The sequence below is a fragment of the Thermostichus sp. OS-CIW-32 genome, from assembly GCF_054060415.1.
In genome coordinates, this window is sequence record NZ_JBSSDD010000017.1 from 15,144 (window position 1) to 30,228 (window position 15,085).

General features: G+C 60.1%; 12 protein-coding genes and 1 pseudogene. 5 read left to right on the forward strand and 8 right to left on the reverse strand.

The window, feature by feature from the left end; genetic code table 11:
• Positions 1 to 57 precede the first annotated feature (57 nt).
• Complete coding sequence (locus ACVWY8_RS13040) at positions 58 to 1,260, reverse strand: argininosuccinate synthase (protein WP_457395481.1); 1,203 nt, start codon at positions 1,258 to 1,260, stop codon at positions 58 to 60.
• 140 nt (positions 1,261 to 1,400) lie between these two features.
• On the opposite strand from ACVWY8_RS13040, the gene ACVWY8_RS13045 reads away from it, so the two are divergent.
• On the forward strand, positions 1,401 to 3,329 hold the full coding sequence (locus ACVWY8_RS13045) for an FAD-dependent oxidoreductase (protein ID WP_457395484.1): 1,929 nt from the start codon (positions 1,401 to 1,403) through the stop codon (positions 3,327 to 3,329).
• Between the two features lie 73 nt (positions 3,330 to 3,402).
• Here the strand turns inward: ACVWY8_RS13045 and secF are convergent, their stop codons facing one another.
• Positions 3,403 to 4,404 carry a protein translocase subunit SecF gene (secF, locus tag ACVWY8_RS13050; protein WP_457395487.1) on the reverse strand — a complete coding sequence of 334 codons (1,002 nt, stop codon included), beginning with the start codon at positions 4,402 to 4,404 and terminating at the stop codon, positions 3,403 to 3,405.
• Entirely contained in the window at positions 4,401 to 5,747 is a 1,347-nt protein-coding gene (secD, locus tag ACVWY8_RS13055) for a protein translocase subunit SecD (RefSeq protein WP_011433357.1), read from the reverse strand. Before secD ends, secF begins: the two co-directional genes overlap by 4 nt.
• Positions 5,748 to 6,111: 364 nt before the next feature.
• Between secD and ACVWY8_RS13060 the strand changes: the two genes are divergently transcribed.
• Positions 6,112 to 6,960 (forward strand): hypothetical protein, encoded by an 849-nt coding sequence (locus ACVWY8_RS13060; RefSeq protein ID WP_414331048.1) that lies wholly within the window; start codon positions 6,112 to 6,114, stop codon positions 6,958 to 6,960.
• Between the two features lie 7 nt (positions 6,961 to 6,967).
• Here ACVWY8_RS13060 and chlP read toward each other — a convergent pair whose 3' ends face one another.
• The 5 genes from chlP to ACVWY8_RS13085 form a co-directional block, all read right to left on the reverse strand.
• Complete coding sequence (gene chlP / locus ACVWY8_RS13065) at positions 6,968 to 8,188, reverse strand: geranylgeranyl reductase (RefSeq protein ID WP_414331046.1); 1,221 nt, start codon at positions 8,186 to 8,188, stop codon at positions 6,968 to 6,970.
• Positions 8,189 to 8,312: 124 nt separating this feature from the next.
• Entirely contained in the window at positions 8,313 to 9,464 is a 1,152-nt protein-coding gene (locus ACVWY8_RS13070; protein ID WP_457395489.1) for an extracellular solute-binding protein, read from the reverse strand.
• Positions 9,436 to 9,906, reverse strand: coding sequence for a pre-16S rRNA-processing nuclease YqgF (locus ACVWY8_RS13075; protein ID WP_457395491.1), 471 nt, complete (start codon positions 9,904 to 9,906; stop codon positions 9,436 to 9,438). The genes ACVWY8_RS13070 and ACVWY8_RS13075 overlap by 29 nt, the downstream gene beginning before the upstream one ends.
• Entirely contained in the window at positions 9,903 to 11,282 is a 1,380-nt protein-coding gene (locus ACVWY8_RS13080; protein ID WP_457395494.1) for a DUF3084 domain-containing protein, read from the reverse strand. The genes ACVWY8_RS13075 and ACVWY8_RS13080 overlap by 4 nt, the downstream gene beginning before the upstream one ends.
• 105 nt (positions 11,283 to 11,387) lie before the next feature.
• Positions 11,388 to 12,368 (reverse strand): pyruvate dehydrogenase complex E1 component subunit beta, encoded by a 981-nt coding sequence (locus tag ACVWY8_RS13085; RefSeq protein WP_457395496.1) that lies wholly within the window; start codon positions 12,366 to 12,368, stop codon positions 11,388 to 11,390.
• A gap of 183 nt (positions 12,369 to 12,551) precedes the next feature.
• On the opposite strand from ACVWY8_RS13085, the gene pdxA reads away from it, so the two are divergent.
• The 3 genes and pseudogenes from pdxA to ACVWY8_RS13100 all read left to right on the forward strand — a co-directional run.
• A complete protein-coding gene (gene pdxA / locus ACVWY8_RS13090) occupies positions 12,552 to 13,574 on the forward strand; it encodes a 4-hydroxythreonine-4-phosphate dehydrogenase PdxA (RefSeq protein WP_457395499.1) in 1,023 nt (340 codons plus the stop codon).
• A 90-nt stretch (positions 13,575 to 13,664) separates the two neighbouring features.
• Positions 13,665 to 14,780, forward strand: a complete 1,116-nt coding sequence (locus tag ACVWY8_RS13095) for an aldo/keto reductase (protein ID WP_457395502.1) — start codon at positions 13,665 to 13,667, stop codon at positions 14,778 to 14,780.
• Between the two features lie 87 nt (positions 14,781 to 14,867).
• Positions 14,868 to 15,085 (forward strand): annotated as a pseudogene (locus tag ACVWY8_RS13100) (hypothetical protein); the annotation flags it as partial.

Below are 15,085 nucleotides of genomic sequence, written 5' to 3' on the forward strand. Positions count from 1 at the left end.
GGATCCCAAGCAGCAGGGCTAGCGTGCTCCCCCCAACCTCGAGCCAGGAGGGGATTCCTAGATTCTGTGAACCTGCGACCAAACGCGGGTGGGCAGACCCCAGACGTAGATGAAGCCTTCTGCCGCTTTGTGGTCGAACTGGTCTCCTGCGCCGTAGGTGGCCAGCTCGGGGTTGTAGAGGGAATAAGGGGAGCGACGGCCCACACAGACTGCCTGGCCCTTGTGCAACCGCATCCGCACGACACCGGTGACGCTTTTCTGGGTGGCGCGGATAAAGGCGTCCAGAGCCTCCCGCAGCGGCGAGTACCAAAGGCCGTTGTAGATCAACTGGCTGTAGGTGGTCTCGATGCCGTACTTGTAATGGATGACATCGCGGGTGAGGGTGAGGCTCTCCAGCTCGCGGTGGGCTTGGATCAAGACGGTTAAAGCGGGGCACTCGTAGATCTCCCGCGACTTGATCCCCACCAGGCGGTTTTCAATCATGTCTATGCGGCCCACCCCATGCAGGCCAGCTAAGGAGTTGAGCTGCTCGAAGAGGGCTTTGGGACTGAGGCGCTGCCCATCCACCCCGACAGGGATCCCTTGCTCGAACTCAATCTCCACGTAGGCGGGCTCGTCGGGTGTCTGGGAAATAGGCCGGGTGAGGGCATACACTTCCTCCGGCGGCTCCCGGTCGGCATCTTCTAGGATGCCGGCTTCAGCGCTGCGGCCCAAAATGTTGAGGTCGATGCTGTAGGGGCTGGACTTCTGCACGGGCATGGGGATCCCGTAGCGCTCCCCATAGGCAATGGTCTCCTCGCGGGTCATCCCCCACTCGCGGGCAGGGGCCAACACTTTGAGCTGGGGATTTAAAGCAGCAATAGCCAGATCAAAGCGCACCTGGTCGTTGCCTTTGCCGGTGCAGCCGTGGGCCACCGCATCGGCGCCCACCTCTTCCGCCACTTCCACCAGCAGCTTGGCAATCAGGGGTCGGGCCAGGGCCGTGGAAAGGGGGTAGCGCTGCTCGTAGAGGGCGTTGGCCTGGATGGCCGGGAAGGCATAGTCGGTAATGAGGGCCTGGACAGCCTCCCGCACCAGAGATTGCTCTGCCCCCGCCCTGAGGGCTTTGGCCTGAATGGCCTCCAGCTCCGCCCCCTGCCCCAAGTCGACTGCCAGGGCCACCACCGATTCCACCCCCCACTCGTGCTTGAGATAGGGAATGCAGACGGAAGTATCCACCCCGCCTGAATAGGCCAATACCACCTTCTTTGCCCGTCCCATGAGATCCCGCCGTTGCCGTTAAAAAGTTGCTAGCCCATTATGCCCTGTGGCAGGGATCCTGGCTGGCCTCAATGTCGGTTTCCTCAGCTATTCTCAAGGGGATTTCTCCTGCCGGGGAAAGGCCGGGGGTGTGAGTGAGCATGGCTGGCAAAAAGACGGCTGCGGCGTGCCGGGGATCTGAGCCCAAGCGAACTGTGGGGCTGGGGATCCTGTCGCTGCTGAGCTTTGTGGCCGGGATGGGGTTTGCCGCCCTCTCCCAGCCAGAGGTGGGATCCCCTGTTGCCGTCTCCGAGCCGGAGGTGCCCCGTTTTACCGCCCACGGTTGGCCCTTGTTGGATCCCTTGCCGCAGCCGGACGAGATTTGGGAGTGCGAGCTGGTGGTGGTGGGCGGATCCCTGGGAGGGGTGGCAGCGGCAGGCCATGCCATGCGAGGGGGGGTGCAGACCTGTCTCATCGAGCTCACCCCTTGGCTGGGGGGGCAGATCACCTCCCAGGGGGTATCGGCCATTGATGAATCGCTGCCGATGCGGCAGCGGGGCAATTTTTCCCGCCACTGGCTGGAGTTCAAGGCCTTGATCGAAAGCCAGCCGGTGCATCTGCCGGCCTGGACAGGGATCCCTCCGGGAACCCGCGTATCCGAGATCAACAGCTGCTGGGTGGGAGGGCTGTGTTTTCCGCCCCAGGCCGGGCTGCAGGCGGTGGAAACCTGGCTGCAACAGGCAGCTCAAAATGCCCCCAACAGCCGCTGGGCTACCCAAACGGCTTTCAAGGGGGCCACCTTCAGCGCCGATGGATCCCGGATTGAAAGCATTTACGCTGTGCAGCGGCAGCCGCGGGATCCCAACTTTGTGCCGCCGGGACGGCTGTGGCGGGAGCTGGTGAGCTGGTATGGCTGGCAGGAGACGGAAGTTTTTGCCAAACGGGTGTTGAGGCTGCAGGCACCACCAGGCCGCAACCTGTTTGTTATCGATGCCACCGATACCGGCGAGCTGGTGGGCTGGGCCGGGATCCCCTATCGGCTGGGTTCGGAAGGGCGAGACGTGACCGGCGAGCCCAATGCTGCCCCCGCCAGCAACCCGGAGTGTACTCAAGCCTTTACCTTTCCCTTCGTGCTGGCCATCCACGACGATGGCGGGCGCTCCCGCGCCGAGCTGGTCCAGCTGCAGCCGGGCTATTCCCGCGCCGAACACCGCCGCGAGTTCGACATGGAGGGTTTCCCCACCTTCAGCGGCCAGAGCTTTTTCAATTACCGCCGCATCGTCAGCAAGGGCCGCCGGGATCCCTTCTACAGCACGCCTGTTCCAGGCGACCTGACGCTGGTGAACTGGAACCGCGGCAACGACTGGGGGATCATGAACCCGCCCCTGATCCTGACGGAAGAGCGGCTGGTGGCCTCGGGGCAGCGCCACAACTGGCTGGGGGGCCTGGATGTCTCGGCCATCAAAGATGGAGAAAACCACGCCCTGCTGTTTGCCGAGTGGCTGATGGAAACTCAATCCCGCTCTGGCTATCCCCTCTCCTTGGTGTTTGCCGAAGAGTCCTTGCTGGGCACTCGCTCTGGCCTTAGCCTCTACCCCTACATCCGCGAAGGTCGGCGCATCCTGGGGCGAGCTGCCTACGGCCAAGCAGAGTTCCTGATGTTGGAGCAGGATATTCGCGTCGGCACCGCCGGGGGGCGGGACTTCAGACCTACCGTGGTGGGGGTTACCCACTACGCCATCGATATCCACGGCTGTCGCTACCGCAACTGGGAGCCCTCTCTTTCGGCCAGCTCCGCGCCAGTCAACGAGTTTTCCGTCCGTCCCATTCTCATTCCCTTGGAAGCCCTGATCCCGCAGAAGGTGGATAACCTGCTCATCGGCGGCAAAGGGATCGCCGTCAGCCACATTGTCAACGCCGCCACCCGCGTGCATTACGGTGAATGGACCATCGGCTCGGCAGCAGGCCTGACCGTGGCTTGGCTGCGCAGTCAAGCTCCCGGCCTGATCCCAGCTCAGATCGTACCGCAAGGCAAAATAGCCGATTTACAGCGCTACCTGATCTCCCATGGGCAAAGACTGCAATGGTGAACCCAGAGGACACCGTCTCAGCGCGAACGACAGATCCCCACCCAATCGACCCAATTCTTCCGATATCGAGGCCCTAGCCCTCAGAGGGAAGGGAATCGGGATCCCTGCCTGCGCGGGCATCTTCGCTACTTTTGCCATAGCGCTGCTGCCGCCACCACACCAACAGGGGGCTGGCGATAAAAATGCTGGAATACACCCCCAAAGTAAAGCCAATGAGCAGGGCAATGGCAAACCCCTTCAAGGTAGCTCCCCCGAAAATGGCGATGGCAACTAGGGGCAGCATCGTCGTCAGGGTGGTGTTCAGGGAGCGGGCAAAGGTCTGGTTCAGAGATAGGTTTACCACCTCGGCCAGGCTGACCTTGCGGCTCACCAGACGCAGATTCTCGCGGATGCGGTCGTAGATGACCACGGTGTCGTTGACGGAAAAGCCGATGATGGTCAGCAGCGCCACCACAAACAGGCTGTCCGCCTCCATACCCACCGTCAGGCCCAAAAGGGCAAATAGCCCTATCGTCAACACTACATCGTGCAGCAGCGCCACAATGGCAAACACCGCGTAATCCCACTGAAAGCGCAGGGCCAGATACACCACAATCAGGCCGAAAGAGATAAGCACGGCCACGATGCCGGAACGCAGGAGCAGACGACCCACCGTCGGGCCCACTGTCTCCACCAGGTTGCGCTGGAAGGGGGCAACCTCCTGCCGCAGGGTGGCTTCCACGGCCAAGCGCTCCGTCTCCGACAAAGGGGGCATGCGGATCAGGGCTTCCTGGCCCGTCTGGGTGTCCAGTTGAATGATGCTGCTCCCCAGGTTGTGTTCCTGCAGCGCCCGCCGCAGCTCCTCGGTGGTGACAGGCCGCTCAAAGCTCAGATCCAGCAAAGTGCCGCCGGAAAAATCCAACCCCAGCCGCAGGGGGGTTCCCAGAGAAGCTAGGGAAAAGGCCATGCTGACCAGCCCCACCAGCAGCACCGCCAAGGACAAGCTGAACCACAGCTTGCTCCGTCCAACAATGTCGAAGCGATAGTCGAGCAACCGAGAGGCGGGATCTACGGGGGATAGCTCTTGAGCCGTCATGATTGAGCTGTCTCCATCCGAACGCCGTAAAACTCAGGTTTGCGCAAGCTGGGGATCCCCATTGCCGCCAAGAGCAGGCTACGGGTGCAGGTGATGGCCGTAAAGAAGCTCACCAGAATGCCAATGCCCAGGGTTACCGCAAACCCTTTCACCAGTCCCATCCCCAGCCAGAAAAGCACGCCACAGACCAAAAGGGTAGTCACATTGCTGTCCAGGATGCTGCTGAAGGCGCGGTTAAACCCTTCCGAAATGGACTTGTAGATGGATTTGCCGGCCCGCAACTCTTCTTTGATGCGCTCGAAGATCAGCACATTGGCATCCACCGCCATGCCGATGCTGAGGATAAAGCCGGCGATCCCCGGCAGAGTCATGGTTACCCCCAGCAGTTGGAAGAGAGCAAAGGTACAGAGGGCGTAGATAAGCAGAGCAATGTCCGCAATCAGCCCTGGCAGGCGATAGTAGGCCACCATAAAGAGGAAAACCAGCACCAGGCCCCCGATTCCGGCATAGAGGCTGCGGCGCACGCTCACTTCCCCCAAAGTGGCCCCGACAGTGCGATTTTCAATCACCTGAATGGGAACCGGCAGCGCTCCTGCCCTGAGCTTGACCGCCAAGTCAGTGGCGGTTTCCACCGTAAAATTGCCCGTGATCACCGCCGTCCCGCCGGTGATGCCGGTGCGGGCAAACTCCGGCCCCACGATCGGGGCACTGATCAACACGTCGTCCAGAAAAATGCCCAATGGACGTTCTGTTCCGGCCAGATCTCGGGTGAGCTGAGTAAATTTTTCTGCCCCCTCCGGCTTGAACTCCAGCAGCACCTCCCAACTCTGGGATCCGCGGCGAGGGGCTTGGGGATAGGCATTGCGCAGCAGATCCCCGGTGAGGCCGACCCGCTCAAACAGAGTATCCGGATCCTCCCCCGCTGTTATCTCTCCCCGCTCGTTGCGGGGCAGCGCGCCGACGGGAACCAAGCCCTTGCGAAACTCCAGTTGGGCTGTATCTCCAAGGAGAGCAATGGCCCGATCCGGATCCGCCACCCCCGGCAACTGCACGAACAGGCGGTCTTGGCCGCTGATCTGCACCAGAGGCTCAGCCACCCCCAGCCCGTTGATCCGCTGCTGGATGACGGCCTCTACCCCCTGCATCACTTCGGGGGTGATTTCAGGCACCTCCTCGGTGGGCACAGCTTGTAGCGTGAGCTGGGTTCCTCCCTTGAGGTCAAGGCCAAGGCGAACCTCCCGGCTGAAGCCCAAGTAAACGAGGGCAACCACCACGGCCAAGATGAAGATCAGCCCTCGCAAAAAGGAGAGCCGACTGAGCCACGACGCTGAGGATCTAGCCATACTGCTGAGAAGGTGAGGAACACGGTCGCACTCGATCTGAGGCTCTTAGGATTTTGGCACTTTCTGAACTTTCTGATCCTATCGCAGACGGGATCCCAGCGGAAAACGGCAAAGCCGGTGGCGCTGCCCCGACAAAATGGCCCTTGGGATCCACCGCCAAGGCAACCCCCAGCTTGATGAAGATAGGCACCGGGTTATTTTTGGGCAGAGCGGATGAAGTTCAAAGCCGTTATTGTTGGAAAGATTATTCTAAAGACTCCCCCTGGTTTGCGCCAGCCCTAGGTTAGGCTATTGCCATCCCGGGGGAGCAAGAAACACCGCTGCTCTGCCCCAAAGTCCGCGAGTTGAGTTAAGGAAGGTTGAGGTGAAGGGGAGACTGACCTGCCATTTCCCTGTGCTGCTACTGGCCCTGCCTCTGTGGGGATCCCCGACCTGGGCCGGAGAGTATTTCACCGAGGAAGTCACCAGCCCCAGCCTGGAGATCGTTCACGGCTGGCGGCAGGAGGTGTACGGCATTGGGGTTACCATCACCAACACCAGCCTCGGCTCCTTTCGGGTGCCCTTGGAAATTGATATGGAGGATCGGACTAGCTGTGAGCGGGCCGACTTGGTGCTGACCAACAATCGCATCATGCCGATGGGATCCTTCCAAGATTGCATTCTCAACATCTTTCCCTACCTGGATAAGTTCATCAACCAAGAAGTCGCCAGCATCCGAGTCACCCTAAAAGGGCCAGCTCCCCTCCTGGAAATTCCGGTAGAGGAGTCGGATCGACTGATTTTGGCCCAGGTGGCCAACCAATCGCGGGAAGCCTTTGTTTTCTTTCAGCAGGAGTTGGCCCGTGTTTTGGAGCTGCTGAGGCAGTCGGATCCCAAGCAAAGCGAGACGGCCCCACAGCCTGGCACCCCAGTTCCGACCGCCACCCCAGCCGAGTCTGCCGCTAGCCCAGGAGATTTTGTAATCGTGGGATCCATTCGGGAAGAACGAGTGGGGGCCGGTAGCCGCCTAAGCGTGGAAGCGATCAACCGCAGCACCCGCACGGTTCTCAACGCCCGCGCCCGCTTCACCTTCTACCGGGGGGAGGAAGTTGTCGATACGCGAGTGGCAGCGTTTGAGCCCAGCGACGTGCCCCCCGGACAAAGGGCCTCTGCCAGTGTGCTGAAAACCGAGGCCAACTGGGATCGCGTTACGGTGACCTTCCAGTGGCAGTAGGGTTACTTCAGGGAGCCAAAGCGTTGCCGCGAATCAGGCTGCCCAAGGTTTTGACCGTGATCTTGAACTGCACCCAAGGGCTCATGGGCACCACCGTCTTGTAGAGGTAGCTGTCAAAGGTCATCCTTTGCACGTCCCGGTCGGCGCACATCTCCACAAAGGCTTCGCGGGTAGCGTTGGAACGGTAGAACACCCGCTGCAGGATGTCCAAGACCTTGTAGGTCAGGCCGTATTGGCGATCCCAGCGCTTAAGATACAGCTTGAGATCCTCTTCGCTGGGGATGCGCGCCCCACCGTTGGAGGTCTCGACGATGGTCTCGGCGCACATGCGGCCTGACTTGGCGGCAAAATAGATCCCTTCGCCGCTGGATTTGGTTACGTATCCCGCCGCATCTCCCACCAAAGCAGCACGGCCCACCACACGGCGCGGACGGGGATGCTCTGGGATCGGATGGGCTTCCACCTTGATCACCTGGCCTCCTCGAATCCGCTCGGCAGCACGGGCGCGGATCCCAGCTTGCAACTTTTGGATGTGGGCTTGGTTTGCCCTCATGGTGCCGGTGCCCACGGCTACATGGTTGGACTTGGGAAACACCCAGGCATAAAAGTCTGGAGAAACATCGTCCCCCACATACATTTCTGCCCGCTCTGCGTAGTAGGCCATTTTGTCGTCCGGGAGCCGGATGCGCTCCTGAAAGGCCAGCGCATAGTTGTAGTCGCCAGCACCAATGGCTTCTGCCACCTTGGAGTGGAACCCATCCGCCCCGATCACCACATCCACAGCCAAAGAACGCGGCACCCCTTGCCTCGATCCGTCGGAAAAATCGTTGTAGTGCAGGATGTAGGGATCCCGGCCATTCTGGGGGATTTCCAGATGCATTACCTTGCCGTTGATCAGCTCCGCCCCTTTTTGGTGGGCACGATTGCGCAAGAAGGCATCCAAGATCTCGCGGCGGCACATGCCGATGTACTCGTTTTCTTTTTCGAGGGCGATATCCACCTCATAGTTGGAAGGGGAGATCATCTTCATCTTGCGCACTTTGCGGTCGATGATCCCCTCGGGGAGGTCGAACTCGGAGACCATACAGAGGGGAATGGCGCCCCCGCAGGGCTTGGCATTGTCCAGCTTCCGCTCAAACAAAAAGGTTTCAATTCCCGCTTGGGCCAGAACTTCGGCAGCAGAGGCTCCGGCTGGGCCGCCCCCCACAACAGCAACTCTCAGACTCAAGGTGCTCTCCTCGATGCAAGTGCAACTGGCTCATCAGACAGCAGGCATCCTACCACAGCTCCTCAGAAGCATTGCGGACCTTGACGAAGTGTTGCAGAGTGGAGGGCTCGCGCTCGCTGTGTTTCTACAAAAGGCCCCGCCGCATTTGATCCCAGAGGTTGAGATAGGACTCGGCTTCGGCTGAGCTCAAGGGGCGCCAGATCTCCGAGCGTTGCCAAGTGGAGATTTGCAAGTCGGCTCTGCGTTGCAGGCGTGGGGCAAGTTGAGCCAAATCCAGCGGCAAAACCGAAGGGATCCCGCTCAGGTTGACCAAGCGAGGCGCAAATTCGGGATTCAGGACAAAATCGAGCCAGTCGGCCAACAGGGATCCGGAATCTGTCTGGGTTGATTCTGTGTGGGCATTGTCTTCGTGGGCATTGTCTTCGACGTGGGGTCGCACCCAGACATCCCACCAGATGGCGGATCCGGAGGCCGGGATCACCACTGCCAGCTCAGGGTAGTTGGCTTGGGTGGCGTAGAGATCCTGCGACCAGCCCACGGCCACCCAGCTATCGGCCAAGCGCAAGATGGGCAGGTAGTCGGAAGAGGTGTAAGTTAAAACCTGGCGATGCAGGGATCCCAGCTCTTGCCGTAATTCCACATCCTCAGGGTTGAGGGGATCGTTGTAGGAGCGGCCCATTTTCTTTAGGGTTAGCCCAATCACCTCCCGCGGATGATCCGGCAGAGTCAGTTTGCCGGCCAGCTCAGGCCGCCACAGATCCGCCCAGTCCCGAATGGGCTCCCTCACCCGATCCCGGCGGTAGGCAATGGCCGTTACCCCCCAGCGCCAGGGCACACCCCAAATCTGCCCCTCCCGGAGTGCCGCAGCTTGCCAACGGGGATCCAGATTCTGCCATCGTTCTCCCAGCAGGCTTTCCGGTAGCGGATCCAGCCAACCGGCAGCAATGGCCCGATCCAATCCGTCGGCCCCCAACAAACTCAAAGCCGCCACCGGCAGCCGCCGCCGGAACCATCCCCCCGGATCCCACCAGGCCGGATCAGCCGGCTGAACACTTTGCCGGAGATAGGCCAACAACTGATCCCGACTATCCAACAGTTGCAGCCGAAAGCGGGCCTGGGTGCGGCGGCGAAACTCGTTGAGCAAACTGGCGGGGATCCCTTGCTTGAGCGCCACGACAAGAGGCAGGTGTGCATCCGGCCCCCCACATCCTGCCGCCATTAGCCCCAGCAGGATCCCCTGTAGAAGCTCACGTCGGCTCAGCCGTATCTCGCCCACGACAGTACCGCTCCACCAGAATGAGAGCCACCAGATCATCGTAAGCCTTGGCGGGCACCCGCATCCCCTTGGGCAACAGCCGCTCCCATCCCTGCGGTGGGTGAAAATCCCAGTAGCGCTGACGGGCCTCTTGGGAGCTGTGCCGCTCATCCACCAGGACAATCTGCTGCGGGGGGAGGATCGATTCCAGTTGAGACTTCCAGGCTTGGGCCGTCGTCTGATTGCCCAGGATCACTTGCTCCGCTTGAAACTGTTGCCGGAGCGTTTGTAGTCTAGACAGCGCTGCCGCGGAAGGGATCACCTCCCGGTGTAAAACCCTCAGCTCCATTGGCGCAAGCGCCTGCACCTGCACCACAGCTATGCCGCACTTGTCGCGCCCTGGGTCGAAACCGATCAGCACTCGTTGGCCCTTCAGCCTTGCCGAATGGAGTGAATCCGTCATCCTTCAGAGCGCCCCGCCTGTTGAACTCCAGGAGAGCCGGGTTGACCAGAAGCTTCCGCCATCAGAAAACTCACCCGCAACGGTCCTGCCGTGTAGATGTCGGTGTCGGCAACTAGCTTCACATCCAGAGGGGTGGTGCTCTGGCGGAGATGCTGCACAACTTCCAGAAACTTGACCTGGGAGAACTCCCCAACGGTGCCGGTGATGGGATCGGAGAGAAGCCCCTCCTCTTGCGAGCGCTGATTGGCCTGGTTCAGCAGCCCCAGCAGTTGCTGTTGGATCTGATTTTCGCTCAAACCCGGTTGAATCACCCCATGGGCCAGCACGGATCCCTTGGCGAAAATCCGCTGGTTGGGGTAAATCTGCACGAGCACAGGCACAGGCTCCCCCTTGAGCCGGTTGGTAACAGAGAGAATGCGCACCGCCCAGCTACCGGGCTCTTGCAACTTCTCCAAGGCTTGATCGGCATCCTCGCGGCGGATCAAGATCGCGTTTTCCAGAGGGGGCATGGGCTGGGATCCAAGGGCAAGGGCCCGCTGTTCCGCCTGGGCCAAAAGGTGCTCAAACTGCCGCCGGATCGCCTCTGGTTTTGCCCCTCTTGGAGCCTCCACAACTCCTGTTGCCAAAACTTCCCCCGCCAAGATGGCCAGTTCCCCCCGCCGCAGCCGCACCGCCAATTGGTTGAGCTGCTCGATCTCCTGCTCAAGCTGGTTTTTCTGGTTCTCCAGTTGGGTTAAGGCCGCCTGCACCACATCCAGGGAGCGCTCCAGCTGATCCCGATCCAGTTGCAGGGCTTGTTTTTGCGACTCCAGGGTGGCGATCACCTGGCGGGCCGACTCCACCTCTGCCTTCACTGCCTCCAACTCGGCATGGGCTCGATCCAAACTGGGCTGCACCTTGGCCAGTTGCTCGTTGGCTGCCGCCAGCTTGGCCTCCGCCTCCTGCCGCTCCTGCAGCGCCACTGCCAGCTGATCGCGCACTTCGCTCAGGCGGGTTTGGGCTGCCGACTGCTGGGTGCGAAATTGATCTAGATCCACCTTGAGGTGGTCTCGCTCAACCCTGAGAGCGGCATTTTCCGCTTCCAAGAGGGCTTTTTGGCGGTTGAGGGCCCGCAGCTCTTGCTCCGCCTGGGCAATTTGGTTGGTGTAGCTGAACAGGGCCTCCGACAGAGAGCGGTTGAGGAGCAGCAGTGTGCCCAAAGTCAGGGCGGAGATGCTCACGCCGGTCACCACGGCCACCAGAATGGCGGTATGGCGGGGGCGCAGGTTAAACCAGGTAAGGCGCTTTTTGCCAATGCGGTAGCCCACCCGATCCCCAACAACGGCAATCAGGCCACTGACAACCAACATGTAGAGGATCAGCAGTACGCCTTGCATATTCGCGGATCCCTGCCATGGAAATCTTAGCAAGGTTGCCCTGAGGATTTTGCAAGTTGCTGGGAGATAGATTTCGGCGCTGTTTTGTAGGGATTTTTGGGGGTTCTAATCCGCGTAGAGGAGCTGCTCCACCGCCGCCACGATATCTGCAGGTTGCACGATGGTGGCTGCCTCCAGGGTGCCGTTGTAGGGGGTGGGAATGTCCTGCGAAGCCAAACGCACCACCGGCGCATCCAGCTCATCGAACAGTTCTTCCATGATGCGAGCCGTCAGTTCCGCCCCAATGCCACCCGATTTCATGTCTTCCTCAACAATAATCACCCGATGGGTTTTGCGCACCGAAGCGGCAATGGTTCCCATATCTAAAGGTTTCAGCGAGATTAAATCGATCACCTCAGGGTCGATCTCCTGCTGCACCAAAGTGTCCACGGCCTTGAGCACGTGGTAGCGCATGCGGGAGTAGGTGAGCAGGGTAACATCGGAGCCGGATCGGACGATTTCGGCTTTGTCCAGAGGCAAAAGGTATTCCTCTTCTGGCAGATCTTCTTTCAAGTTGTACAGGAGCACATGCTCGAAAAAGAGAACGGGGTTGTCGTCGCGGATGGCGGACTTGAGCAAGCCCTTGGCATTATAGGGAGTTGAACAGGCCACGATCTTAAGCCCGGGCACCGCTTGGAAGTAGGCCTCTAGCCGCTGCGAGTGTTCTGCTCCCAACTGACGACCCACCCCGCCCGGCCCGCGGATGACCATCGGGATCTTGAAATTGCCCCCGGAAGTGTAGCGCAGCATACCGGCATTGTTGGCAATTTGGTTGAAGGCCAGCAGCAGAAAGCCCATGTTCATCCCTTCCACCACCGGGCGCAAGCCGGTCATGGCTGCCCCGATGGCCAGGCCGGTGAAGCTGTTCTCGCAAATGGGGGTATCCAGCAGGCGCATCTCCCCGTACTTGCGATACAGGTCTTTGGTGACTTTGTAGGAGCCGCCGTAATGGCCGACATCTTCTCCCAAAACAAATACGTTGGGATCCCGGGCCATTTCTTCGTCGAGGGCAGCACGCAAGGCGTTGTAAAGGAATGTCTCGGCCATAGAGGTTCAATATCGCTAAACCCTCATTAAACCATTTTGCCGGCATGGATCCCCTTGCAGCTGACTTGATAGGCTGAGCTCAGAATTCTTGCTCAAAGGGATGGCGACCTTCCCCACAGCTTTCCTCAGCACTCTCTTTCCCCTGGAACATGGGGATCGTCCGTCTTCTCAAGAAAAGACACCATGAGCATTCCACGGCCCAAACTGGCGCTGACCTTGGGGGATCCCGCGGGAATTGGGCCGGAAATTGTGCTCAAGGCGCTGGCGGATCCTGAGGTGCAGTCTTGCGCCCACATCACGGTTGTAGGGGATCGGCAGGTTCTAGAAGCCACCTATCGCCTGCTGAGAGATCGGTCGCCGGCTCCATTGGCCCATCCGGCAGGGATCCCGATGCTGGAATGCGACACAGGCTTTTGGTTGCAGCCTGGCCGTGTCGGTCAAGGGGATGCTGACAGTGGTGCGGTTAGTTTTGCTTACCTGAGAACGGCGGTCGAACAGACGCTGCGGGGCGAGTTTCAGGGGATCGTGACAGCGCCCATCGCCAAGTATCTCTGGCATCGAGCCGGCCATCGGTTCCCTGGTCAAACAGAAGTTTTGGCCCAGCTGAGTCGGTCTGAGCACTACGGGATGATGTTTGTTGCCCGTTCCCCCCACAGCGGTTGGCAGATGCGGGTTTTGCTGGCCACCACCCATATTCCCCTCGGCCAGGTGCCCACTGTGCTGACCCCAGAGCGGGTGCGGACAGCGCTGGATTTGCTGGTGGGATCCCTGCGCCACACCTTTGGGATCCGGGATCCTGTGATTGCAGTAGCCGGCCTGAATCCCCATGCCGGCGAACAGGGGCAACTGGGATCGGAGGAAAAAGAATGGCTGACCGAGCTGCTGCGCACCTATGCCCACGCCCAAATTTGGGGGCCGCTTCCCCCCGACACCATGTGGCTGGCTCCCGCGCAAGCCTGGCATGGCCAGGGATCCCCAACTGTGGCAGATGCCTACTTGGCTCTCTATCATGATCAAGGTTTGATCCCGGTGAAGATGCTGGCTTTTGACCGGGCAGTCAACCTGACAATTGGGTTGCCTTTTGTTCGCACCTCTCCCGATCATGGCACCGCCTTCGACATTGCCGGCCAAGGGGTGGCCCGATGCGAGAGCCTCAAGCAGGCGATCCTGCTGGCGGCAGAACTGCTGGGCAAAAACCCCTCCTGAGGGAAACCATGCCTGTGCCCGGCCATCTGAAGCTGTCTCCCGCCTCTGGGGGGTGATTTGATGGGAGTTGCTGGCATCACCTCAGCCGCAATGCTCTACCGTCGCTTTGGGCGCACCCAACAGCTGGTCTCGGTTTTTTCTCTGGGCAGCATGCGCTTGGTCAATGTGCCCAGGGATCAAGCTCAGGCAACCGTTGAGGCAGCCCTAGCCGCAGGGATCAACCACATCGAAACGGCTCAGGCTTATGGCCATGCCGAGGTGCTCTTGGGCGAGATTTTGCAAACCCTGCCCTTTTCACGCCATCAGTTGATTCTGACCAGCAAACTCACTCCCACAGATGGGTTGCGAGAGCGGCTTCAGGGATCCCTGCGCCGTCTGCGGGTGGATTACTTGGATCAATTTGCCTTTCATGGCATCAACCTGCCGGAACACCTGGAGTGGGTGCTGCAGAAAGGGCTGCCGATTCTCCAGCAGATGCAGCAGGAAGGCTGGGTGCGCCACATTGGGTTTTCCACCCATGGATCCCTGGAGTTAATTTTGCAGGCCATCCAGACAGGATGCTTTGACTTTGTTAATTTGCACTATCACTTTTTCCAACAGCGCAATGCACCGGCCCTAGAAGCGGCTGCCCAGCAAGATATGGGCGTGTTCATCATTTCTCCTGCCGATAAAGGGGGAATGCTCTATCGCCCGCCCCAACACCTGCAGGAGTGCTGTGCACCTTTCAGCCCCTTGGAGTTTGCCTATCGTTTTTTGCTGGCGGATCCCCGTGTTCACACCCTCAGCCTGGGCATCACTCATCCTGAGGAGCTACAGGTGGCCTTGTCGGCTTTACAGGATCCCGACCGTTGGTGGGTGGATGGCCCTCAGATTCAGGAGCGGTTGCGCCAAGCCGAGCAGGAACGCTTGGGATCCAGCCGCTGCACCCAGTGCTACGCCTGCCTGCCCTGCCCAGAAGGGATCCACATTCCCGAAGTGCTGCGTTTGCGCAACTTGGCCATTGCCCACGAAATGACGGAGTTTGCTCGGTACCGCTACAACATGTTCGGCCAAGCTGGGCATTGGTTTCCGGGGTCACCTGCCGACCGCTGTACCGAGTGCGGTGACTGCTTGCCCCGCTGCCCAGAGCATCTGCCTATCCCGGAGTTGCTGTCCGAAGCCCACCAGTTGCTGCATCGCTCTCCAATCCGGCGGCTCTGGGAATGACCATTCCCCCTATCCTGTTTGGCAGAGCTCAACTTCGTTTATGATCGGTTGCAGTTTGTCAAGAGACTCACAAGGCGAGGCATCAGGGTGAATAGTCAGAGCCAAGACCGCTTAGACCGAGTAGAGCAACTGCTGGCTTGGACGGCTGAACAGACTGCTGCCAACAGCCGAGAAATCCGGGAGCTCTGCCAATCCGTCCAGGAGCTGCGCCAGTCCATCCAAGAAAGCCGCACCCAGTCTGCCGAGGAGAACGCCGCCCGTCTGCGGGAAATCGAGGAGCTGCGTCAGTCCATCCAAGAAAGCCG